The organism is Streptomyces sp. 8N616, assembly GCF_052246385.1.
In the GTDB taxonomy this organism is placed as follows: Bacteria; Actinomycetota; Actinomycetes; order Streptomycetales; family Streptomycetaceae; genus Streptomyces.
The window spans coordinates 72,925-94,347 of sequence record NZ_JBQQBY010000001.1 but is presented as its reverse complement, the minus strand read 5'-3'; the positions used below and the strand labels follow the sequence as shown (position 1 = coordinate 94,347).

Genomic DNA, 21,423 nt, shown 5'->3' with positions numbered 1-21,423 from the left:
CGAATCGCCCAGCCCGCCGGGCAGGACGCCTCCGCTCAGCCCGCCAGGCAGGACGGCCCGAGCAGCACCTTGAGGTCGCCGAAGAGGGCCGGGTCCGCGGTGACCCGGTGCCGGTCGAGCCGCAGCACGGTGGTCTTCCGGGCCCCCTGGAGCTTGATACGGACCTCGGTGCTGCCCTTGTGGTGGTCGAGCACCTCGCCGAGCTTCTCGACCAGCGGCGGGGTGACCTTCACCGTCGGAATCGTGATCGTCACGGGCGCGTTGGCGGAGGCCTCCGACAGGTCGGGAACCATCAGCTCCATCGCGACCAGCCGCGGCACGTCCTCCCGCTTGTCGAGGCGGCCCTTCACGAAGACGACCGCGTCCTCGACGAGTTGGGTGGACACCAACTGGTAGGTGGCCGGGAAGAACATGCAGTCGATGGAGCCGGCCAGGTCCTCGACGGTGGCGATGGCCCAGGCGTTGCCCTGCTTGGTCATCTTCCGCTGGAGCCCGGAGATGATGCCGCCGATGGTGACGATCGCGCCATCGGCGTGCTCGCCGCCCGTCAGCTGGGAGATCGCCGCGTCCGTCTTCTCGTTGAGGACGTGCTCGATGCCGAACAGCGGGTGGTCGGAGACGTAGAGGCCGAGCATCTCGCGCTCCTGCGCCAGCAGATAGGCCTTGTCCCACTCGACGTCGGAGAACTCCACGTCGAGCCCGAAGCCGGGGGTGTCGTCGCCGGAGTCGTCGCCCATGCCGCCGAAGAGGTCGAACTGGCCCTCGGCCTCCTTGCGCTTGACCTGGACCACATTGTCGATCATCGGCTCGTAGTGCGCCGTGAGGCCCTTGCGGGTGTGGCCCATCTCGTCGAAGGCGCCCGCCTTGATCAGCGATTCGACGGTCCGCTTGTTGCAGACGACCGCCTCGACCTTGTCGAGGAAGTCGGGGAAGGAGGTGTACTTCCCCTTCGACTTGCGGCTGCGGATGATCGAATCCACCACGTTCTGCCCGACGTTCCGGACCGCGGTCAGGCCGAAGAGGATCACATCGTCGCCCTGGGCGGTGAAGTTCGCCTCGGACTCGTTGACGTTCGGCGGCAGCACCTTGATGCCCATACGGCGGCACTCGTTGAGGTAGACCGCCGACTTGTCCTTGTCGTCGCGCACCGAGGTGAGCAGCGCGGACATGTACTCGGCCGGGTAGTTGGCCTTGAGGTAGGCGGTCCAGTAGGTGACCAGGCCGTACGCGGAGGAGTGGGCCTTGTTGAACGCGTACCCGGCGAAGGGGACCAACACGTCCCAGACCGCCTGGATCGCCTCGTCCGAGAAGCCCTTCTCGCGGGCGCCCTTCTGGAAGTTGACGAACTCGGCGTCGAGGACTTCCTTCTTCTTCTTGCCCATGGCGCGGCGCAGCAGGTCGGCCTGGCCGAGCGAGTAGCCCGCGAGCACCTGGGCGGCCTTCTGCACCTGCTCCTGGTACACGATGAGGCCGTGGGTGATGTCGAGGACCTCCTTCAGGGGCTCCTCGAGCTCGGGGTGGATCGGCGTGATCTCCTGCTGCCCGTTCTTCCGCAGCGCGTAGTTGATGTGCGAGTTCATGCCCATCGGGCCCGGCCGGTAGAGGGCCGAGACCGCGGAGATGTCCTCGAAGTTGTCGGGCTTCATCATGCGCAGCAGGGAGCGCATGGGCCCGCCGTCGAACTGGAAGACGCCGAGGGTGTCACCGCGGCACAGCAGGTCATACGTCTTGGGGTCGTCCAGCGGCAGGCTGAGCAGCTCCAGATCGATGCCCTTGTTGGCCTTCACCATCTTGACGGCGTCGTCCATGATCGTGAGGTTGCGCAGGCCCAGGAAGTCCATCTTGAGCAGGCCGAGCGACTCACAGGTGGGGTAGTCCCACTGCGTGATGGTGACGCCGTCGGTGTGCCTGACCCAGACCGGGATGTGGTCGGTGAGGGTCTCGCTGGACATGATCACGCCCGCGGCGTGCACGCCCATCTGCCGGACCAGGCCCTCGACGCCGCGGGCGGTGTCGATGACCTTCTTCACGTCCGGCTCGTTCTCGTACATCCCGCGGACTTCGCCCGCCTCGCTGTAGCGGGGGTGCTGCGGGTCGGTGATGCCGGAGAGCGGGATGCCCTTGCCGAGGACGTCGGCGGGCATGGCCTTGGTGATGCGGTCGCCCATCGCGTACGGGTAACCCAGCACGCGCGCGGAGTCCTTGATCGCGTTCTTCGCCTTGATGGTGCCGTAGGTGCCGATCATGCAGACTTTGTCGGCCCCGTACTTCTCGGTGACGTACCGGATCACCTCGGCGCGCCTGCGCTCGTCGAAGTCGATGTCGACATCGGGCATGGAGACGCGCTCGGGGTTGAGGAACCGCTCGAAGATCAGGCCGTGCTCGATCGGGTCGAGGTCGGTGATCCCCAGGGCGTACGAGACGATCGAGCCGGCCGCGGAGCCCCGGCCGGGGCCGACCGCGATGCCATTGTTCTTGGCCCACATGATGAAGTCGGCGACGACCAGGAAGTACCCCGGGAACCCCATCTGGATGATGATGTCCATCTCGTACTCGACCAGGCGCTGCCGGTCCTCGGGGATCCCGCCGGGGTAGCGGCGGGCCATGCCGCGCTTGACCTCCTCGCGGAACCAGGTGACCTCGGTGTAGCCCTCGGGCACGTCGAAGCGGGGCATCAGGTCCCGCTTCTCGAACCAGCCGGTGGTGTCGACCAGCTCGGCGACCTTGAGGGTGTTGGCGCAGCCCTCCTGCCAGGCGTCGGAGGAGTCGATGGCGTACATCTCCTCCGTGGACTTCAGGTAGTAGCCGGTGCCGTCGAATCGGAAGCGGTCCGGGTCGGAGAGGTTCTTGCCGGTCTGGATGCACAGCAGCGCGTCGTGGGCGCTCGACTCGTGCGCATACGTGTAGTGCGAGTCGTTGGTGACGAGCGGCGGGATGCCGAGCTTCTTGCCGATTTCCAGCAGGCCGTCGCGGACCCGGCGCTCGATCTCGATGCCGTGGTCCATCAGCTCGAGGAAATACCGCTCCCTGCCGAAGATCTCCTGGTAGTCGGCGGCGGCCTTCAGGGCCTCGTCGAACTGGCCGAGGCGGAGCCGGGTCTGCACCTCGCCGGAGGGGCAGCCGGTGGACGCGATGAGGCCTGAAGCGTGCTCCGCGATGACCTCCTTGTCCATCCGGGGCCACTTGGTCAGCCAGCCCTCCTTGTAGGCGTCGGAGGAGAGCCGGAAGAGGTTGTGCAGACCGGTCTTGCTGCCCGCCCAGATCGTCTTGTGGGTGTAACCACCGGAGCCCGAGACGTCGTCCCGCTTCTGGTGCGGCTGGCCCCACTGGATGCGCCGCTTGTTGCGCCGCGACTCGGGCGCCACGTACGCCTCGATGCCGATGATCGGCGTGATTCCGGCACCGGTCGCCTGCTGGAAGAAGTCGTACGCCCCGTGCAGGTTGCCGTGGTCCGTCATCGCGATGTGCGTCATGCCCATCTCCTGACAGGCATTGAACATGTCCTTCAGCCGCGCCGCACCGTCCAGCAGCGAGTACTGGGTGTGAACGTGCAGGTGCGTGAAGGGCGGCTTGGCCACGGCTGAAGACCTCCAGAAGAAGCTGCGGCGCGAAGCGCCTCGATCAGGGGCGGTGGTCGGGCGACGGGTTGGGTCGACGGCTCTGAAGTCTATGCCTCGGGACTGACAGCGGGCGGGCACTCGCGAGTAGCCTCGCGCGTTGGAACAGCCGGAAGATCCGACGCTCAGCTCCAGGCACCAGGAGGCTCACCGCGATGTCGTCCCAGCAGGCCCTGTCCACCCAGGCCGAGCAGCGCGGCGAGGAGATCCTCGCCGTTTTCGACACCGCCTTCGGGCAGCTGCTGAGCGCCGATCCGGCGGCGTTCCGGGTCAAGTTCCGGAAGATGGCGGCCTCCGCCTTCGCCTTCTACCGCGGCACGGCCTGCCTGTTCTACAAGGACTTGGAGGAGGGCCGGGACAGTGGCCCGTACCTGGACGACCGGACGGCCCGGGTGTGGATCCACGGCGATCTGCACGCCCAGAACTTCGGCACCTACATGGACTCCAACGGCCGACTGATCTTCAACGTCAACGACTTCGACGAGGCGTACGTGGGTCCGTTCACCTGGGACCTGAAGCGCTTCGCCGCCTCCGTGGCCCTGATCGGGTACACGAAGGCGCTCAGCGACGAGATGATCAGCGACCTGGTGCGGACGTACGCCGCCGCCTACCGCGAGCGGATCCACGCGCTGGCCACCGGCGCGAAGAACGACGAAGTGCCGCCCTTCACGCTCGACACGGCCGAGGGGCCGCTGCTGGACGCGCTGCGCGACGCCCGCTCCCTCACCCGCTTCGGGCTGCTCGACTCGATGACCGAGATCCGCGACTTCGAGCGCCGCTTCGCGCCCGGCGTCGGCGCGATCGAGCTGGACGCCGCGACGCGGTACAAGGTCCTGGCGGCCTTCGACGGCTATCTGGAGACCCTGCCGGAGTCCAGCCTCGCCCGCCCCGACTCGTACCGCGTCAAGGACGTCGTCGGGCGCCGCGGCATCGGCATCGGCAGCGCGGGCCTCCCGTCGTACAACATCCTGCTGGAGGGCAACAGCGACGCCCTCGAGAACGACGTCGTGATCTATATGAAGCAGGCCCAGACCCCGGCGGTCTCCCGGCACATCACCGACGAGCGGGTCCGCGGCTACTTCCAGCACGAGGGGCACCGCACGGTCATCTCGCAGCGCGCGCTCCAGGACCACGCCGACCCCTGGCTGGGCTGGACCGAGCTGGACGGGTCGGGCCAGCTGGTCGCCGAAGTGTCGCCGTACGCGGTGGACCTCGACTGGTCGGACATCGACGACCCGGCCGAGATCTCGGAGGTCGTGGCCGACCTGGGGCGGGCCACCGCGACCATGCACGCGGCGGCGGACGACGAGAGCGGCCACTCGCTGGTCCCGTTCTCCACGGAGCGGGCCATCGACGCCGCGATCGCGGCCGACGAGGACGGCTTCGCGGGCCTGCTGGTGGACTTCGCGCACTCCTACGGGGCCAGGGCGCGGTCCGACCACCAGATCTTCGTGGACTTGTTCCGCAACGGACGGATCCCGGGGCTGTAGCGAGCCGCAGCGACAAGGGCCCGCTGACAGGGGCCCGTATGAGGGGCCCGTTTAGTCGCCCCTTACCTGCGGACATGGCACACTCTGCGCGATGGACATATCCGGGGCCCAGTTGAGGACGCTACGCGCAGCGCTTTTCACGGCGCTGTGCGTGACGCTGTCGGCTGCCTCGCACGTCCTGCTGTCCGGCGTCCCGCTCCCGGTGACCACCGTCGCCGCGCTCTCCGCCGGTGTCTTCGCCATCGCCTGGGCACTGGCCGGGCGGGAGCGCGGCTACGGCGCGATCGCGGCCCTGCTGATCCCGCTCGAGCTGGCCGCGGACACGGTCTTCACCACGGGCCAGCACGCCTGCTACGGCCAGGCGGGCGGCCCCGTGGCGGGCCCGCTGCGCTCGGTCGGCCTGGATCTGCTGTGCAGCGGCGGCGACTTCGGTACGCCGCTCGCCCGCATGGCGGGCCGGGAGCCCGCCGCCACCCTGCCGGTCGCCGGCGACCCGGCCACCCCCTGGCTGCTGCTCGCCGCGCACGTCACGGTCGGCCTCGCCGCGGCGGCCTGGCTGCGGCGCGGCGAGACGGCGCTGGCCCGCCTGCTGCGCGCCGTCGCAGGCTTCGCCTTCCGGCCGCTGCTGACCGCGGTCGCCGCGGTCACGGGGGCGGAGGAGGGGCCCGCGCACCGGGCTCTGCGGGCGGTACGGCGCGTGCGTCCGGCCCGTACCCAGCCGATGCTGGTCCACTCCGTCGTACGGCGCGGGCCGCCGTGCTGCGTGGCTCTCTGAGCACAACCACTCAGGACCCACCGAGCACAGCAGTCCCAACCACACCCATCGACGGAGCAGGAAGAACACCATGAGCAAGCGCAACAGCCAGGCCAGCAAGACCGCCGCCCGCGAGCGCCTCCGCGCGGAGCGCGAGCGCCAGGCGAAGAGGGACAAGATCCGCCGCCAGCTGGTCGTCGGCGGCTCGATCGTCGCGGTGCTGGCGATAGCCGCCGGCATCGGCGTGGCCGTCAGCAACATGGGCGGCGGCGACAGCAAGGTGAGCCACGAGGACTGGGTGGCCGCCGCGAAGAAGGAGAGCTTCGCGAAGCCCGCGAACACCTCCGGCGACAAGGGGACGGTCGTCGTCATCGGCGACAAGAACGCCAAGAACACCCTCGAGGTCTACGAGGACATGCGCTGCCCCGTCTGCGCGAGCTTCGAGCAGGCCACCGGCGAGACCGTCCTCAAGGACATGAGGGACGGCAAGTACAAGCTGCAGTTCACGATGGGCGCCTTCCTCGACGAGAACATCCCGCCCAAGGGGTCGGGCTCCAAGAACGCCCTGAGCGCGCTGGGCGCCGCGCTGAACGTCAGCCCGGACGCCTTCCTCGAGTACAAGACCGCCCTCTTCTCCGCCAAGAACCACCCGGACGAGAGGGAGGACAAGTTCGCCGACGACGCGTACCTGCTGAAGGTCGCGGACCAGGTCAAGTCCCTCAAGGGCAACGCGGAGTTCGAGAAGGCCGTGAACGCGGGCACCTACGACCAGTGGGCGCTGGCGATGAAGGACCGGTTCAACGCGGCCAAGGACATCCAGGGCACGCCGAGCTTCAAGCTCAACGGCACCAAGCTCACCGCCGAGGGCAGCCAGAACGCCCCGATGACCCCGCAGGAGTTCAACGCCGCGGTCGACAAGGCCCTGGCCGCGAAGAGCTGAGGGCCGTCGCCGCCTCAACAGGGGCGGAAGCGACCTCTCGCCGACGGGCGGGCGAACATCCCGTATTCGCCCGCCCGTTCGGCCTACGAGTCCGTAATCTGATCGGCCGTGACCGATCTCCAGCCGAACAACACGAGCAACACGAGCACCCGCCGCCGCACGGTCGTCAAGGCCGCTGCGGCCTCTGCCGCGCTGATTCCGCTGACCGCCGCGGGAACCAGCGCCATGGCCGCCGAACCCGCGGCCCCCGCCTTCCTCCACGGCGTCGCCTCCGGCGACCCGCTGCCCGACGGCGTACTCCTGTGGACGCGCGTCACCCCGTCCCCCGAGGCCATACCCGGCTCCGGCAAGGGGCCCGAGGTCACGGTCGACTGGCAGATAGCCGAGGACAAGGCCTTCTCCAAGGTCGTCGCGAGCGGCGCCACCAGCGCCCGCGCCGCGTCCGACCACACCGTGAAGGTCGATGTGCGCGGACTGCGCCCGGCCACCCCGTACTTCTTCCGCTTCACCGCCGGCGGGGTCCAGTCGCCCGTCGGGCGCACGCGCACCACACCGGCGCACGACGACACCGCACACTCCGTCCGGTTCGGTGTGGTGTCCTGCGCCAACTGGGAGTCCGGCTGGTTCTCCGCGTACCGCCACCTCGCCGCGCGCACCGACCTCGACGCGGTGCTGCACCTGGGCGACTACATCTACGAGTACGCGGCCGGCGAGTACCCGGCGCAGAGGTACGTCGTACGCCCGCACTCCCCCGCGCACGAGATCACCGGTCTCGCCGACTACCGCGTCCGGCACGCCACGTACAAGACCGACCCCGACCTCCAGGCCCTGCACTCCGCACACCCGGTCGTCGCGATCTGGGACGACCACGAGTTCGCGAACGACGCCTGGTCGGGCGGCGCGGAGAACCACACCGAGGGCGCCGAAGGCGAGTGGGCGCAGCGCGTGGCGGTGGCCAAGCAGGCGTACTTCGAGTGGCTGCCGGTGCGGACGTCGACCGAGGGCACCACCTACCGGCGGCTGCGCTTCGGCAAGCTGGCCGATCTGCACCTGCTCGACCTGCGCTCCTTCCGCTCCCAGCAGTCGACGGTCGGCAACGGCGACGTCGACGACCCCGACCGTACGATCACCGGCCGCGCCCAGCTGGACTGGCTGAAGTCGGGGCTCTCGTCCTCCGACGCGTCGTGGAAGCTCGTCGGCACGTCCGTGATGATCTCGCCGGTCGCCTTCGGCTCGGTGCCCGCCCATCTCCTGGGGCCGCTCGCCGAGCTGCTGGGGCTGCCCAAGGAGGGCCTGGCGGTCAACGTGGACCAGTGGGACGGCTACACCGACGACCGGCGCGAGCTGCTCGCGCACCTGCGGGACGGCGGGCTTACCAACACGGTCTTCCTGACCGGCGACATCCACATGGCGTGGGCCAACGACGTGCCGGTGAAGGCCGCCACGTACCCCTTCTCGCCGTCGGCGGCCACCGAGTTCGTGGTGACGTCCGTGACCTCGGACAACCTCGACGACATCCTGCACGTCCCGCCGCAGTCGGTGTCACCGGCCGCGGTCGCTGCGATCAAGGCCGCCAACCGCCATGTGAAGTGGCTGGACATGGACTCGCACGGCTACGGGGTGCTCGACGTCACGGCCGAGCGGGCGCAGATGGACTACTACGTGATCTCCGACAAGACCGACCGCAACGCCTCGGCCGAGTGGACCCGCTCCTACCGGACCCGGTCGGGGAGCCAGAAGGTGGAGCGGGCGGACGCGCCGGTGCGCTGAGGCCGCTCTACAGCTCGTCGAGGAAGCCGAGCGCCACCGACCAGGTGGCCTCGGCCGCCTCGGCGTCGTAGTCCGGCAGCTCAGGGTCGGTGAAGATGTGCCCGGCGCCCGGGTAACGGAAGATCTCGACCTCCGCTCCCGCCCGCCGCATCCGCAGGTACCAGGCGTTCAGCCAGTCATGCGGCTCGAAGGGGTCCGGGTCGGCCACGTGCAGCTGCACCGGCAGGTCGTCGGCCGCGGCGCCCTCCGCGATGTCGGAGGTGCCGTGCAGCAGGAGCAGCCCGCGCGCCTTCTCGTCCGCGAGGGCCAGGTTCTGGGCGATCGAGCCGCCGAGCGAGAAGCCCGCGTAGACGAGACCTCGGTCGGAGAGCGGGGCGGAGGCGGTGACGGCGCGCCGCAGCAGCTCGTCCTGGCCGATCTCGTCCTTGATCGCCATGCCCTCCTCGACGGTCTCGGTGGTCCGCCCGTCGTACAGGTCGGGCACGTGCACCTCGTGCCCCGCCGCGCGCAGCCGGTCGGCCGCCGCGTGCACGGCAGGACGCAGCCCGAAGGCCGAGTGGAAAAGGACGATCGTCGAGGACGCCACAGCTCTTCACTTCTCTCTCGCACTGTCTCTCATCTCACATCGTGCCAGCTACGGTCGTGGGTACGCGCACAGCCGCGGGCATTTGATATGCCTGGCAGGCCAGACTCCCCGGAAGGAGCTGAGGTGCCTATGGAGGATGTGCTGCGTCCGCTGCTCGTACTCGGCGGCTCGGTCGCGGTCACCGTCATCGTCGGCTGGGTCGTCGACCAGGTGCTGCGCAGAACCGACGCGGCGCACCCGGAGACACCCCTGTGGGGCCTGCTGCGCCGGTGCAGGCTGCCCCTGCAGTTCGTGCTGTGCGCGGCGCTGCTGCGCGGCGCGTACGGCGAGGCGCACATCGCCCGTGATCACACCAAGGCGATCGGGCAGGTGCTGACCCTGGTCCTGATCGGCTCCGCGGCCTGGCTGATCGTACGGATCTCGGCGGCGGTCGTGGAGTCGGCGTACTCGCGCTACGCGACGGCGACGCGGGACGCGGCGCGGGTGCGGCGGGTGCGCACCCAGGTGACGCTGATCCAGCGGGTGGTGACGGCCGTCGTCGGGGTGGTCGCGGTGGCCGCGATGCTGCTGACCTTCCCCGCGATGCGCACCTTCGGCGCATCGATGCTCGCCTCCGCCGGAATCCTCGGCATCGTCGCGGGCATCGCCGCCCAGTCCACGCTGGGCAATCTCTTCGCCGGGCTGCAGATCGCCTTCGGCGACATGGTGCGGATCGGCGACGTGGTCGTGGTGGACGGCGAGTGGGGCTCGGTCGAGGAGATCACCCTCACCTTCCTGACCGTACGGACCTGGGACGAGCGCCGGATCACCATGCCGGTCTCGTACTTCACCAGCAAGCCCTTCGAGAACTGGTCGCGCGGCGGCCCGCAGATGACGGGCACGGTCTTCTTCCAGGTGGACCACGCGGCGCCGGTGAACGCGATGCGGGAGAAGCTGCACGAGATCGTGCAGGACTGCCCGTCCTGGGACGGGCGCGACTGGGGCCTCGCCGTGACCGACACCACCCCGACCACGATCGAGGTGCGGGCCCTGGTCACAGCGCGGGACGCGGACGAAGTGTGGACGCTGCGCTGCGAGGTCCGCGAGCGGATGGTCGCCTGGCTGCACGACGAGCACCCGTACGCGCTGCCACGCGTCATCACGGCGGCGGTTCCTGAGGACACCGAGGACAAGCCGGTCGACGTCGACTGACGCCTGCGCTCCGTCGGCTAACGCCCTCTCTCCGCGCCGCCGTTGACCTGGATCAGCTGGGCGGTGATGTGGTCGGCGGCCGGGGAGGCAAGCCAGTGCAGGGTCTCGGCGACGTCCCCGGGGTGCCCGGGCCGGTGGTTGAGGGTCTCGTCGATCCGCGCCTGACGGCGCTCCTCCGGCATGCCGTCGCCGAAGAAGCCGGTCTCCTCGATGTAGCCGGGGGCGACGAGGTTGACGGTGATGCCGCGCGGCCCGAGGTCCGCGGCGAGCGCGAACGCGTACGGGTGCAGGCCCGCCTTCGCGGAGCCGTACGCGTGGCGGCCGGACCCGCGCAGGGCCGCGATGGAGCTGAGGAACAGCACCCGGCCACCGGGCGAGGCCACATGGTCGCGGAGCGCCTCGGTGAGCAGCACGGCGGTGAGCACGTTGAGCCGGAAGTTGACCGTCCAGTCGTGGGCGGTCGCCGCCAGCGGGTCGTCGGTCTCCGCCGGCGGCTCGAGACGGCCGCTGCCGCCCGCGTTGTTGACGAGCACGTCGACGGCGCCGAACTCCTCGCACACGAAGTGCGCGGCCCGCGCGACCTGCTGCGGGTCCGTCAGATCGGCCGGGCAGGCCACGGCCCCCGGCAGCTCGGCCGCGGCCCGCTCGAGAACATCGGCCCGCCGGCCGATGAGCACCAGCTGGTCGCCGTCCCGCGCGAAGGTCCTGGCCGCCGCGAACCCGATCCCGGTACCGCCACCGCTGACGACGACTGTGCGTGACATTAGCGATCCCCTCGCTCGGGTTTCCCAGGCGATCCTACGACGGGCCCCCGGGCGCCCGCCCGGGCTCGCGTCGACACGTGCGGACGCCGCACGAGCGAGATCCAGCGGAGCCCGGTTGTCTCGCGCGCGGCTAAGCGGTCTTGGGTAAGTCCGGGTGGGAGAAGGAGCGGGTCGAGGGGCAAGCATGGGCGTGCCCCGTGAGGAGAGCGCAGCGGCGCTGCGTGCGACGAGCGGGGTGCGGCCAGGCGCCGCCCATCGGCACGCGACGCCGCCCGGACTTACCCAAGACCGCTTAGAGCGCCCTGCGCATCGACCGGTGCACGATGCCCGCGTCCAGGAACTCCTCGCCGTACGCCGCGTAGCCCAGCCGCTCGTAGAAGCCGAGCGCGGACACCTGCGCGTGCAGGTCGATCGCGGTGAGGCCGAGCCTGCGTCCCTCGGACTCGATCGCCCGGACCAGCGCGGCCCCGACCCCGAGGCCGCGCGCCGCCCGCGTGACGGCGAGGCGGCCGAGCGTCCCGACGCTCTCGTCGCCGCCGTTCTTCGCGGCCGCGGCCCGGCCGTGCAGCAGCCGCCCGGCGCCCAGCGGCCCTTCCGGGCCCACGGCCAGCACGTGCACGGCGCCGCCGTCGTACGCGTCGTACTCGATCTCGGCGGGCACCCCCTGCTCCGCGACGAAGACCTCGGTCCGCACCGCGAAGCAGGCCGCCCGGTCCGCCTCGTCACGGGCGACCCGGACGTCGTACGGCAGGGCGTCCCGCGCCGGGGCGGTCACGCGCTCTCAGCGCGCACGATGTCCAGCGCGCGCTGCAGGTCGTCCGGGTACGCGCTCTCGAACTCCACCCAGCGCCCGTCCGCGGGGTGCTCGAAGCCGAGCCTGACCGCGTGCAGCCACTGCCGCCCGACCTTCAGCCGCTTGGCGAGGGTGGGGTCGGCGCCGTAGGTGAGGTCGCCGACGCAGGGATGGCGGTGGGCGGCCATGTGGACCCGGATCTGGTGGGTGCGCCCGGTCTCCAGCTTGACGTCGAGCAGGCTGGCGGCGCGGAACGCCTCGATGAGGTCGTAGTGCGTGACGCTCGGCTTGCCGTCGGCGATCACGGCCCACTTGTAGTCGTGGTGCGGGTGGCGGCCGATGGGGGCGTCGATGGTGCCGCTCAGCGGGTCCGGGTGGCCCTGTACGAGCGCGTGGTAGCGCTTGTCGACCGTCCGCTCCCGGAACTGGTGCTTGAGCGACGTGTACGCCCGCTCCGACTTCGCCACGGCCATCAGGCCGGACGTCCCGACGTCGAGGCGGTGCACGATGCCCTGCCGCTCGGCGGCACCCGAGGTCGAGATCCGGTAGCCGGCCGCGGCCAGTCCGCCGATGACCGTCGTCCCGGTCCAGCCGGGGCTCGGGTGGGCGGCGACCCCGATCGGCTTCATGATCACGACGATGTCGTCGTCGTCGTGCACGATCTCCATGCCCTCGACGGGCTCGGCGACGACCTGCACGGGCGGCGCGGCCTGCGGCATCTCCACCTCGAGCCAGGCGCCACCGGTCACGCGGTCGGACTTGCCCGCTTTCGTGCCGTCTACCTGGACCTTTCCTGAGGCGGCCAGCTCGGCGGCCTTGGTCCTGGAGAAGCCGAACATGCGGGCGATGGCGGCGTCGACGCGCTCACCCTCGAGGCCGTCGGGTACGGGCAGCTGGCGGATCTCGGGAAGCGTGCTCACCCGTCGAGTATGCCGGAACGCCGGCGACGCCTCGTACGCCTGCTCGTACGCTCAGTCCTTGTGGACCGTGCCGTCCGGGTCCAGCCCGCGGAAGGACAGGATCACGATCAGGAAGCCGCCGCAGACGATCGCCGAGTCGGCCAGGTTGAAGACCGCGAAGTGGGCGGGGGCGATGAAGTCCACCACCGCGCCCTGGAAGACCCCGGGCGACCGGAAGATCCGGTCGGTGAGGTTCCCGAAGGCCCCGCCGAGCAGGAGTCCGAGGGCGATCGCCCACGGCACGCTGTAGAGCTTGCGGGCGATCCGCGCGATCACCACGATCACCGTGGCCGCGATGATCGTGAAGACGATGGTCAGGGCCTCGCCGATGCCGAACGCGGCACCCGGGTTGCGCACCGCCTCCAGCTTGAGCAGATCGCCCACGATCTCGATCGGCGCGTGGTGCTCCAGCCTGGCCACCACGATCATCTTGCTCACCAGGTCCAGGGCGTACGCGAATGCGGCGACCGCGATCAGCACCGCGACCCGCCGCTTGCCCTTCGGTGCGGGCTCCTCGGTCTGCTCCGGCTCCGGTGCCCCCTCCTCAAACCCTGGAGTACCGATGGTCCGCTCCGCCTCTGCCACGTGAGTCCCTCAGCATCTGTCCGCGGGCCGGGCGGCCGCGCCCGGCTGAACTGAGGACGAGGGTACGGCACACACGTGCGGGCGCTCAGTGGCGCTCCTGCTTCTGCTTGCACTCGACGCACAGGGTGGCGCGCGGGAACGCCTGCATCCGCGCCTTGCCGATCGGCTTGCCGCAGGACTCGCAGAGCCCGTACGTGCCCGCGTCGAGCCGCTCCAGGGCCCGCTCGGTCTGCACGAGCATCTCGCGCGCGTTGGCGGCGAGCGACAGCTCGTGTTCGCGGGTGATGTTCTTGGTGCCGGTGTCGGCCTGATCGTCCCCGGCTCCGTCGCCTGAGTCGCGCATCAGACCGGTGATCGCCGCTTCGGAGGCGAGGAGCTCGTCGCGCAGCCGCTCGGCTTCCGCGTTCAGCTCGGCCCGGGCCTCCTCCACCTCTGCCGGGGTCCAGGGCTCCTCGCCCGGGCGTACGGCGAGTTCGGCAGGTGCGGCCTGGGTGACGCGGGCCTTCGGCACGGCGGAGGCGGAGGCGGGGGCCGGTGCGGCGGCGGGCGCGGCAGCCTTCCTGGCGGCCGACGCCCGGCCCGGGGTCTTCTTCGCAACCACCGACTTGGCTCCCGTCTTCGTCGCGGGCTTCCGGGCGGCGGGCGCCGCCTTCGTCGCCGGCGCGGCCTTCTTGGCCGTCTTGCCGGCCGTGGTCTTCTTCACGGCCCGGGTGGTCGTCCCGGGTGCCGTCTCCTGGGCTGCGGCCACCTTCGCGGGCGCGGCCTTTTTCGCCGCCGCCTTCTTGGGCGCGGCCTTCTTGGCAGGGGCCTTCTTCGCGGGCGCGGCCTTCTTCGCCGTGGGCTTCTCGGCGACCGTCTTCTCGGCCACGGTCTTCTCGGCCGCGGGCTCCTTGGCCGCGGGCTCCTTGGGCGCGGTCTTCTTGGGCGCGGTCTTCTTGGGCGCGGCCTTGACGGCCTTCTTCGCGGGGGCCTTCCTCGCCGCCGACTTCTTCGGCGGCGCCGTCTTCGCAGCCCCAGCCGTCGCCTTCTTCTCAGGTGCCGCCTTCGCCACTCGCGTGCTCGTCTTCACGGTGCTCTTCCTCGCCGATGATTTCCTGGGCGCCGCGCCTGCGGATCCGGCGGACGCCGACTTCTTCACGGCGGACTTTTTCGCCACCATGGTCGCGGCCCCTTCACATATTGTGATCTTGCACGCGAATCGTGCTGGGACGATAAATCGACTCCAAGTGCGCGGCAACGGGGCACGCCGCCCCTGCCACGCCGTCGGGGCAGGTCTGCAACCGTTGTGCCCCGCTCCCCGCCCCGTAATCCGCCGGCCGCACTCCGTCGGCCCGTATGTCGCCATTCGGGTCACCGGGAAACCGGTCGGCCGCGGTCGGCGAAGGCCCGTACACTGGGCGCAGCGACAGGCGTGGAAGGGGACGAGTAGCGCCGTACGCAGCCATGAGCGACCCGGGGACGGTGCGAGCCCGGGGGCGAGCGCGACGTGAAGATCGCCCCGGAGCCGCCGGAAGAAAGCTCCAGCTGAGCAGCTTGCGAGCGACTAGACCCGGCAGCGCGACCCCAATGAGGGGGCGGTGGGAACGCTCCACCGCCAAGGAGGGTGGTACCGCGGGAGCGAAGTGCTCTCGTCCCTCCGACGGAGATCGAAAAGTGTCCGCCGGAGGAAGATCCGATGACGCAGTACCGCCAGGTCCCCGCCCAGGTCGACCTGCCCGCCCTCGAGCACGCCGTGCTCGACTTCTGGCGCGAGAGCAAGGTCTTCGCCCGCAGCCTGGAGCAGTCCGAGGGCCGGCCCGAGTGGGTCTTCTACGAGGGCCCGCCGACCGCGAACGGCATGCCGGGCGCCCACCACATCGAGGCCCGCGTCTTCAAGGACGTCTTCCCGCGCTTCCGGACCATGCAGGGCTACCACGTGGGCCGCAAGGCCGGCTGGGACTGCCACGGCCTGCCCGTGGAGCTCGCGGTCGAGAAGGAGCTCGGCTTCTCCGGCAAGCAGGACATCGAGGCGTACGGCATCGCCGCCTTCAACGCCAAGTGCCGCGAGTCGGTGAGCCGGCACACGGACGCCTTCGCCGAGCTCACCACGCGCATGGGCTACTGGGTCGACCTGGACGACGCCTACTGGACCATGAACCCCGAGTACATCGAGTCGGTGTGGTGGTCGCTGAAGGAGATCTTCAACAAGGGCCTGCTGGTCCAGGACCACCGGGTCGCCCCCTGGTGTCCCCGCTGCGGCACCGGCCTGTCCGACCACGAGCTGGCGCAGGGCTACGAGACGGTCATCGACCCGTCCGTCTACGTCCGCTTCCCGCTGACCTCGGGACCGCTGGCGGGCGAGGCGGCGCTGCTGGTCTGGACGACGACCCCGTGGACGCTGGTCTCCAACACCGCGGTCGCCGCCCACCCCGAGGTGACGTACGTCGTCGCGACGGACGGCAAGGAGAAGCTGGTCGTCGCCGAGCCGCTGTTGGAGAAGGCGCTCGGCGTGGGGGCACCTCCCGGGCCGCTGGGCCCAGGGGGCGGCTGGGAGCCGACCGGCCAGACCTTCACCGGCGCCGAGATGGAGCGCTGGGCGTACGACCGCCCGTTCTCGCTCGTCGAGATCGAAAACGCGCACTTCGTCGTCAACGCCGAGTACGTGACGACCGACGACGGTACGGGCCTGGTCCACCAGTCCCCCGCCTTCGGTGAGGACGACCTCAAGGTCTGCCGCGCGTACGGTCTGCCGGTCGTCAACCCGGTGCGCCCGGACGGCACCTTCGAGGCGGACGTCCCGCTCGTCGGCGGCACGTTCTTCAAGAAGGCCGACGAGGCGCTGGTCAAGGACCTCCAGCAGCGCGAACTGCTCTTCAAGCACCTGCCGTACGAGCACAGCTACCCGCACTGCTGGCGCTGCCACACCGCGCTGCTCTACTACGCGCAGCCGTCCTGGTACATCCGGACCACCGCGGTCAAGGACGCCCTCCTGCGGGAGAACGAGCGCACCAACTGGTACCCGGAGGCGGTCAAGCACGGACGCTTCGGCGACTGGCTCAACAACAACATCGACTGGGCGCTCTCCCGGAACCGCTACTGGGGCACGCCGCTCCCGATCTGGCGCTGCGAGGAGGACCACCTCACCTGCGTCGGCTCCCTCACCGAGCTCTCCGAGCTCACCGGCACCGACCAGACGGGCCTCGACCCGCACCGCCCGTTCATCGACGAGATCACCTTCACCTGCACCGCCGAAGGCTGCTCGCTGACCGCGACCCGGGTGCCCGAGGTGATCGACGCCTGGTACGACTCGGGCTCGATGCCCTTCGCGCAGTGGGGCTACCCGTACCGCAACAAGGAGACCTTCGAGAAGCGCTACCCCGCGCAGTTCATCTCGGAGGCCATCGACCAGACCCGCGGCTGGTTCTACACGCTGATGGCGGTCGGCACACTCGTCTTCGACCGGTCGTCGTACGAGAACGTGGTCTGCCTCGGGCACATCCTCGCCGAGGACGGCCGGAAGATGTCCAAGCACTTGGGCAACATCCTCCAGCCGATCCCGCTCATGGACCAGCACGGCGCGGACGCGGTGCGCTGGTTCATGGCGGCCGGCGGCTCACCGTGGGCGGCGCGCCGGGTCGGCCACGGCACGATCCAGGAGGTCGTCCGCAAGACGCTCCTCACGTACTGGAACACGGTCGCCTTCCAGGCGCTGTACGCCAGGACGTCCGGCTGGGCGCCCAGCGACGCGGACCCGGCCCCGGCGGAGCGGCCGCTGCTGGACCGCTGGCTGCTCAGCGAGCTGAACGCGCTGACCGACCAGGTCACCCAGGCCCTGGAGTCGTACGACACCCAGCGCGCGGGCAAGCTGCTCTCGGCCTTCGTCGACGACCTGTCCAACTGGTACGTACGCCGCTCGCGCCGCCGCTTCTGGCAGGGCGACGCGTCCGCGCTCCGCACGCTGCACGAGGTGATCGAGACGGTGACGCGGCTGATGGCACCGGTCGTCCCGTTCATCACCGAGCGGGTGTGGCAGGACCTGGTGGTGCCGGTGACCCCGGACGCGCCGGAATCGGTGCACCTGTCGACCTGGCCGGTCGCGGACACCGCGCTGATCGACCCCCAACTCTCGCAACAGATGGTGCTGGTGCGACGGCTGGTGGAACTGGGGCGTGCGACGCGTGCCGAGTCGGGTGTGAAGACACGGCAGCCGCTGTCCCGCGCGCTCGTCGCGGCCGCCGGCTTCGAGTCGCTGGGTGATGAACTCCGCGCCCAGATCGCCGAGGAGCTGAACGTCAGCGAGCTGGCCTCGCTCTCCGAGGTCGGCGGCTCCCTGGTGGACACCACGGCGAAGGCGAACTTCCGCGCCCTGGGCAAGCGCTTCGGCAAGGGCGTCCAGGCGGTCGCCAAAGTTATCGCCGAGACGGATGCCGCCGCGCTGTCGGTGGCGCTGCGCGAGGGCACGGCCTCGGTGGAAGTGGACGGCGAGCGGGTCGCCCTCTCACCGGAGGAGGTCATCATCACCGAGACCCCGCGCGAGGGCTGGTCGGTGGCCTCGGACGCGGGCGCGACGGTGGCGCTCGACCTGGAGATCACACCGGAGTTGCGGCGCGCGGGCCTGGCCCGTGACGCGATCCGGCTGATCCAGGAGGCCCGCAAGAACAGCGGCCTGGATGTCGCCGACCGCATCGCTCTGCGCTGGCAGTCGACGGACGAGGAGGTCCGTACGGCGCTGGAGGATCACGCGGGCCTGATCGCCGACGAGGTCCTCGCAACGGACTTCGCCTCCGGTGAGGCGGACGCGTCGTACGGGGACCCGTTCGAGGACGAGGGCCTGTCCCTCACCTTCCGCCTCCGCAAGGCGTAAACCGGCCTGCAGCCGGCACCACCAACGCCCCTGGCGCACCGCGCCGGGGGCGTTGGCCCGCAGAGCGCCGGGCCACGCGCGTCGGCACGGCAACGGGCGGGGCCCGGGACATCGTCCCGGGCCCCGCCCGTTCGAGCTGCCGACGGCTACGCGCTCACCGCGCGGTGGGCCGTCAGTTGTCGTCCTCGTCGATGAGGAAGCCACGCATCGGCGACGGCGCCTGCTGCATCGGCTGCGGACCCTGCGGCCGCACCGGCGCCATCGGCTGGGTCATGGCCGGGGACATCTGCTGCTGCCCGCCATACGACGGGGCACCGCCACCCGGACCGTGACCGTGGCCGCCCATGGTCTGGTTACCGCCCATGGTGTGGCCGCCCATCGGCCCGGCACCCGCGCCCGCCATCGACGGGGACGGCGGCAGCGAAGGCGCGGACGGGGTACGCGGCGGGGCCAGCGAGTCGTCGGCCTGGTTCTCCAGCTGGCGCAGCTGGCTCTCCAGGTACGACTTCAGGCGGGTCCGGTACTCGCGCTCGAAACCGCGCAGGTCCTCGACCTTGCGCTCCAGCGTGGCGCGGGCGGACTCGAGCGAGCCCATCGCGACGCGGTGCTTCTCCTGGGCGTCCCGCTCGAGCGCGTCGGCCTTGGAACGGGCGTCCCGCTCCAGGCCCTCGGCGCGGCTGCGGGCCTCGCCGACGATCTTGTTGGCCTCGGAACGGGCCTCCGCGATCGCCTGGTCCGCGGTCTGCTGCGCGAGCGAGAGCACGCGGGCGGCACTGTCGCCACCGGGGCCCTGACCGGGCTGCGGCAGCTGCGGTCCGCCGGGGCCCATGGGGCCGCCCATCGGACCACCCATGGGGCCGCCCTGGCCCATGGGACCGGGGCCGTGCGGACCCTGCGGGCCGTGGCCACCGGGACCTGCAGGCAGCTGGGGTGCGCCACCGGGCAGCTGGGGCGGGCCCATCTGCTGCTGTGGCGGCACCGGCTGCGGTCCGGATATGGCGGCGGGTACGGGCGCACCGCCACGGTCCTGCTGCTCCGGCGGCTTGCGCATCCCCTGCTGCTGGTTCTGCGCGGCGGCACGGGTCGCTGCGGCCAGTTTGGCGCGCAGGTCCTCGTTCTCCCGCAGCAGCCGGGTCAGTTCGGCTTCGACCTCGTCGAGGAAGGCATCGACCTCGTCCTCGTCATAGCCTTCTCGGAGGCGGACGGTCGTGAACTGCTTGTTCCGCACGTCCTCGGGGGTCAACGGCATCTCTTCACCTCAACGTAGTCGTCGGCATTCGGCAAGACCGTATCGTTCACAGCTGCCTCACGACGGAGATCAGGATGTAGACGATGATCATCAGTACGAAGAAGGACAGGTCGAGCGCCACGCCCCCGAGACGCAGCGGCGGAATGAACCGCCGCAGAAGCTTGAGCGGCGGATCAGTGACAGTGTAGGTGGCCTCGAGGAGCACCACCATCGCCTTGCCGGGTTGCCATGAGCGGGCGAACTGGAAGACGTAGTCCATGATCAACCTGAAGATCAACACGATCAGGAAGCAGTACAGCGCGATGTAGACCACCTGCAGTGCGATGTCCATCTCGCGTTGCCTCTCCCCTTACTCGCGCCGGGCCTCGCAGCCTCGGTGACCGGTGTTGCGTCTCAGCTTTGGTTGAAGAACCCGCCCTCTGCGATGCGGGCCTTGTCCTCCGCCGTGACATCGACGTTAGCAGGCGACAACAGGAACACCTTCTGCGTCACTCGCTCGATACTGCCGTGAAGACCAAACACCAATCCAGCCGCAAAGTCGACAAGTCGCTTCGCATCGGTGTCATCCATCTCCGTCAGATTCATGATCACCGGAGTGCCCTCACGGAAGTGTTCCCCGATGGTACGGGCTTCGTTGTAGGTCCGGGGGTGCAGAGTCGTGATGCGGTAGGGCTCACGCTCGGACACGACCTTAGGCATGATCACCGGTGCGTTCTTCTCCAAATTCTGGCGTTCAGGTGTGATGGATGCCACGGGTGCGATACGGGCGGGTCGTCCGCTTTCCGCGGCGATCGCCAGCGGTTCGCGCTGCGCCGGGGGGTGGACGACCCGTACCGGTTCATCCCGTTGTGTCCGTTCGGACTGATGTGGCTGGTGTTGCCGGCGGGCCCGCTCGGGCTCTCCCCCAGCGTGGCCGCTGGGAGGTGCCCCCAGCTCCGGCTCGAAATCGTCATCGGGGTCGAAGCCCCGGCCGTCGTACCCATCGTCCTCCACGAGGCCGAGGTAGACCGCCATCTTGCGCATCGCGCCGGCCATTCTCTGCGTCCTCCGCTCTGTGGTGGATCGGCCCCGTCACCGGTCGCCCTGGATCCACTCGGCCTGTCCGCCTATCGACGGAAATGACCATATTTTCTGCTGTGGTCCGACTTGCTTCGCGACGTTACCGGAGCATGGGTCTGACTCCGAGTACCGCAGTGCCTACGCGCACATGTGTCGCTCCGGCCGCCACGGCGTCCTCGAGGTCCGAGCTCATTCCCGCCGATACCATGTTCCCAGCAGGATGCTCCGCGCGCAGGCTTGCTGAGATTTCCATCAGCCGCTCGAACGCGGCCCGTTGCCGCCCCGCGTACGGCCCGGCGAGCGGCGCGACGGTCATCACCCCGCCCAGGCGCAGCCCTTCGGCCCCGGCGATCGCGGCGGCGAGTTCCGGCACGGCGTCGGGCGCCGCCCCGCCCCTGCCTCCGGTCTCCCCCGGCTCGGCGTCCAGGGCGACTTGGACGAGGCAGCCGATCTCGCGTCCGGCGCGCATGGCCGCGCCGGAGAGTGCGGTGACGAGCTTCGGCCGGTCGACCGACTGCACCAGATCGGCATAACTCACCACGGAACGGACCTTGTTCGTCTGGAGCTGCCCGACGAAGTGCCAGTTGAGGGGGAGATCGGAGCACTCGGCCGCCTTGGGTGCGGCTTCCTGGTCCCGGTTCTCCGCGACGTGCCGTACGCCGAGCTCCGCGAGCAGCCGGACATCGCTCGCGGGGTAGGTCTTGGCGACCACGATCAGGGTCACTTCGTCCCGCTTCCTCCCCGCGGCGGCACAGGCGGCGGAGATACGTTCCTCCACCCGCACCAGATTCTCGGCGAGTTGAGCTCTGCGGTCAGTCATGCC

Annotated in this window: 17 protein-coding genes; 6 read left to right on the top strand and 11 right to left on the bottom strand. The window is 70.1% G+C overall.

Translation table 11 applies throughout. The annotated features are described in order from the left end of the window. Nucleotides 1-35: 35 nt before the first annotated feature. Nucleotides 36-3,578 carry a DNA polymerase III subunit alpha gene (dnaE, locus tag ACTWQC_RS00410; protein WP_443313418.1) on the bottom strand — a complete coding sequence of 1,181 codons (3,543 nt, stop codon included), beginning with the start codon at nt 3,576-3,578 and terminating at the stop codon, nt 36-38. Nucleotides 3,579-3,772: 194 nt separating this feature from the next. On the opposite strand from dnaE, the gene ACTWQC_RS00405 reads away from it, so the two are divergent. The 4 genes from ACTWQC_RS00405 to ACTWQC_RS00390 all read left to right on the top strand — a co-directional run bounded on the left by ACTWQC_RS00405 (nt 3,773) and on the right by ACTWQC_RS00390 (nt 8,571). Continuing rightward, nucleotides 3,773-5,107 carry a DUF2252 domain-containing protein gene (locus tag ACTWQC_RS00405; protein ID WP_443313417.1) on the top strand — a complete coding sequence of 445 codons (1,335 nt, stop codon included), beginning with the start codon at nt 3,773-3,775 and terminating at the stop codon, nt 5,105-5,107. A 91-nt stretch (nt 5,108-5,198) separates the two neighbouring features. Continuing rightward, nucleotides 5,199-5,882 carry a hypothetical protein gene (locus ACTWQC_RS00400; protein WP_443313416.1) on the top strand — a complete coding sequence of 228 codons (684 nt, stop codon included), beginning with the start codon at nt 5,199-5,201 and terminating at the stop codon, nt 5,880-5,882. Nucleotides 5,883-5,952: 70 nt separating this feature from the next. Further along, nucleotides 5,953-6,801: a thioredoxin domain-containing protein gene (locus ACTWQC_RS00395; protein WP_443313415.1), complete on the top strand. Its 849-nt coding sequence runs from the start codon at nt 5,953-5,955 to the stop codon at nt 6,799-6,801. A gap of 108 nt (nt 6,802-6,909) precedes the next feature. Next, nucleotides 6,910-8,571, top strand: coding sequence for an alkaline phosphatase D family protein (locus ACTWQC_RS00390; protein WP_443313414.1), 1,662 nt, complete (start codon nt 6,910-6,912; stop codon nt 8,569-8,571). A 7-nt stretch (nt 8,572-8,578) separates the two neighbouring features. Here the strand turns inward: ACTWQC_RS00390 and ACTWQC_RS00385 are convergent, their stop codons facing one another. Next, complete coding sequence (locus ACTWQC_RS00385) at nt 8,579-9,157, bottom strand: dienelactone hydrolase family protein (protein WP_443313413.1); 579 nt, start codon at nt 9,155-9,157, stop codon at nt 8,579-8,581. A 129-nt stretch (nt 9,158-9,286) separates the two neighbouring features. Between ACTWQC_RS00385 and ACTWQC_RS00380 the strand changes: the two genes are divergently transcribed. Continuing rightward, nucleotides 9,287-10,348, top strand: a complete 1,062-nt coding sequence (locus tag ACTWQC_RS00380; protein WP_443313637.1) for a mechanosensitive ion channel family protein — start codon at nt 9,287-9,289, stop codon at nt 10,346-10,348. A 17-nt stretch (nt 10,349-10,365) separates the two neighbouring features. Here the strand turns inward: ACTWQC_RS00380 and ACTWQC_RS00375 are convergent, their stop codons facing one another. The 5 genes from ACTWQC_RS00375 to ACTWQC_RS00355 all read right to left on the bottom strand — a co-directional run bounded on the left by ACTWQC_RS00375 (nt 10,366) and on the right by ACTWQC_RS00355 (nt 14,518). Beyond that, nucleotides 10,366-11,112 (bottom strand): SDR family NAD(P)-dependent oxidoreductase, encoded by a 747-nt coding sequence (locus tag ACTWQC_RS00375; RefSeq protein WP_443313412.1) that lies wholly within the window; start codon nt 11,110-11,112, stop codon nt 10,366-10,368. 292 nt (nt 11,113-11,404) lie between these two features. Further along, nucleotides 11,405-11,887 (bottom strand): GNAT family N-acetyltransferase, encoded by a 483-nt coding sequence (locus ACTWQC_RS00370; RefSeq protein WP_443313411.1) that lies wholly within the window; start codon nt 11,885-11,887, stop codon nt 11,405-11,407. Then, nucleotides 11,884-12,825: an RluA family pseudouridine synthase gene (locus ACTWQC_RS00365; protein WP_443313410.1), complete on the bottom strand. Its 942-nt coding sequence runs from the start codon at nt 12,823-12,825 to the stop codon at nt 11,884-11,886. Before ACTWQC_RS00365 ends, ACTWQC_RS00370 begins: the two co-directional genes overlap by 4 nt. Nucleotides 12,826-12,876: 51 nt before the next feature. After that, on the bottom strand, nt 12,877-13,449 hold the full coding sequence (locus ACTWQC_RS00360; RefSeq protein WP_443313409.1) for a signal peptidase II: 573 nt from the start codon (nt 13,447-13,449) through the stop codon (nt 12,877-12,879). A gap of 85 nt (nt 13,450-13,534) precedes the next feature. After that, nucleotides 13,535-14,518, bottom strand: a complete 984-nt coding sequence (locus ACTWQC_RS00355; RefSeq protein ID WP_443313408.1) for a TraR/DksA family transcriptional regulator — start codon at nt 14,516-14,518, stop codon at nt 13,535-13,537. 606 nt (nt 14,519-15,124) lie between these two features. Between ACTWQC_RS00355 and ileS the strand changes: the two genes are divergently transcribed. After that, complete coding sequence (gene ileS / locus ACTWQC_RS00350) at nt 15,125-18,292, top strand: isoleucine--tRNA ligase (protein WP_443313407.1); 3,168 nt, start codon at nt 15,125-15,127, stop codon at nt 18,290-18,292. Between the two features lie 172 nt (nt 18,293-18,464). On the opposite strand, the gene ACTWQC_RS00345 is transcribed toward ileS, so the two are convergent. The 4 genes from ACTWQC_RS00345 to ACTWQC_RS00330 all read right to left on the bottom strand — a co-directional run bounded on the left by ACTWQC_RS00345 (nt 18,465) and on the right by ACTWQC_RS00330 (nt 21,420). Continuing rightward, nucleotides 18,465-19,541: a DivIVA domain-containing protein gene (locus ACTWQC_RS00345; RefSeq protein ID WP_443313406.1), complete on the bottom strand. Its 1,077-nt coding sequence runs from the start codon at nt 19,539-19,541 to the stop codon at nt 18,465-18,467. 46 nt (nt 19,542-19,587) lie between these two features. After that, a complete protein-coding gene (locus ACTWQC_RS00340; RefSeq protein ID WP_443313405.1) occupies nt 19,588-19,872 on the bottom strand; it encodes a YggT family protein in 285 nt (94 codons plus the stop codon). Between the two features lie 62 nt (nt 19,873-19,934). Continuing rightward, nucleotides 19,935-20,576, bottom strand: coding sequence for a cell division protein SepF (locus ACTWQC_RS00335; RefSeq protein ID WP_443313404.1), 642 nt, complete (start codon nt 20,574-20,576; stop codon nt 19,935-19,937). Nucleotides 20,577-20,700: 124 nt separating this feature from the next. After that, nucleotides 20,701-21,420 (bottom strand): YggS family pyridoxal phosphate-dependent enzyme, encoded by a 720-nt coding sequence (locus ACTWQC_RS00330; protein ID WP_443313403.1) that lies wholly within the window; start codon nt 21,418-21,420, stop codon nt 20,701-20,703. Between the last annotated feature and the right edge of the window lie 3 nt (nt 21,421-21,423).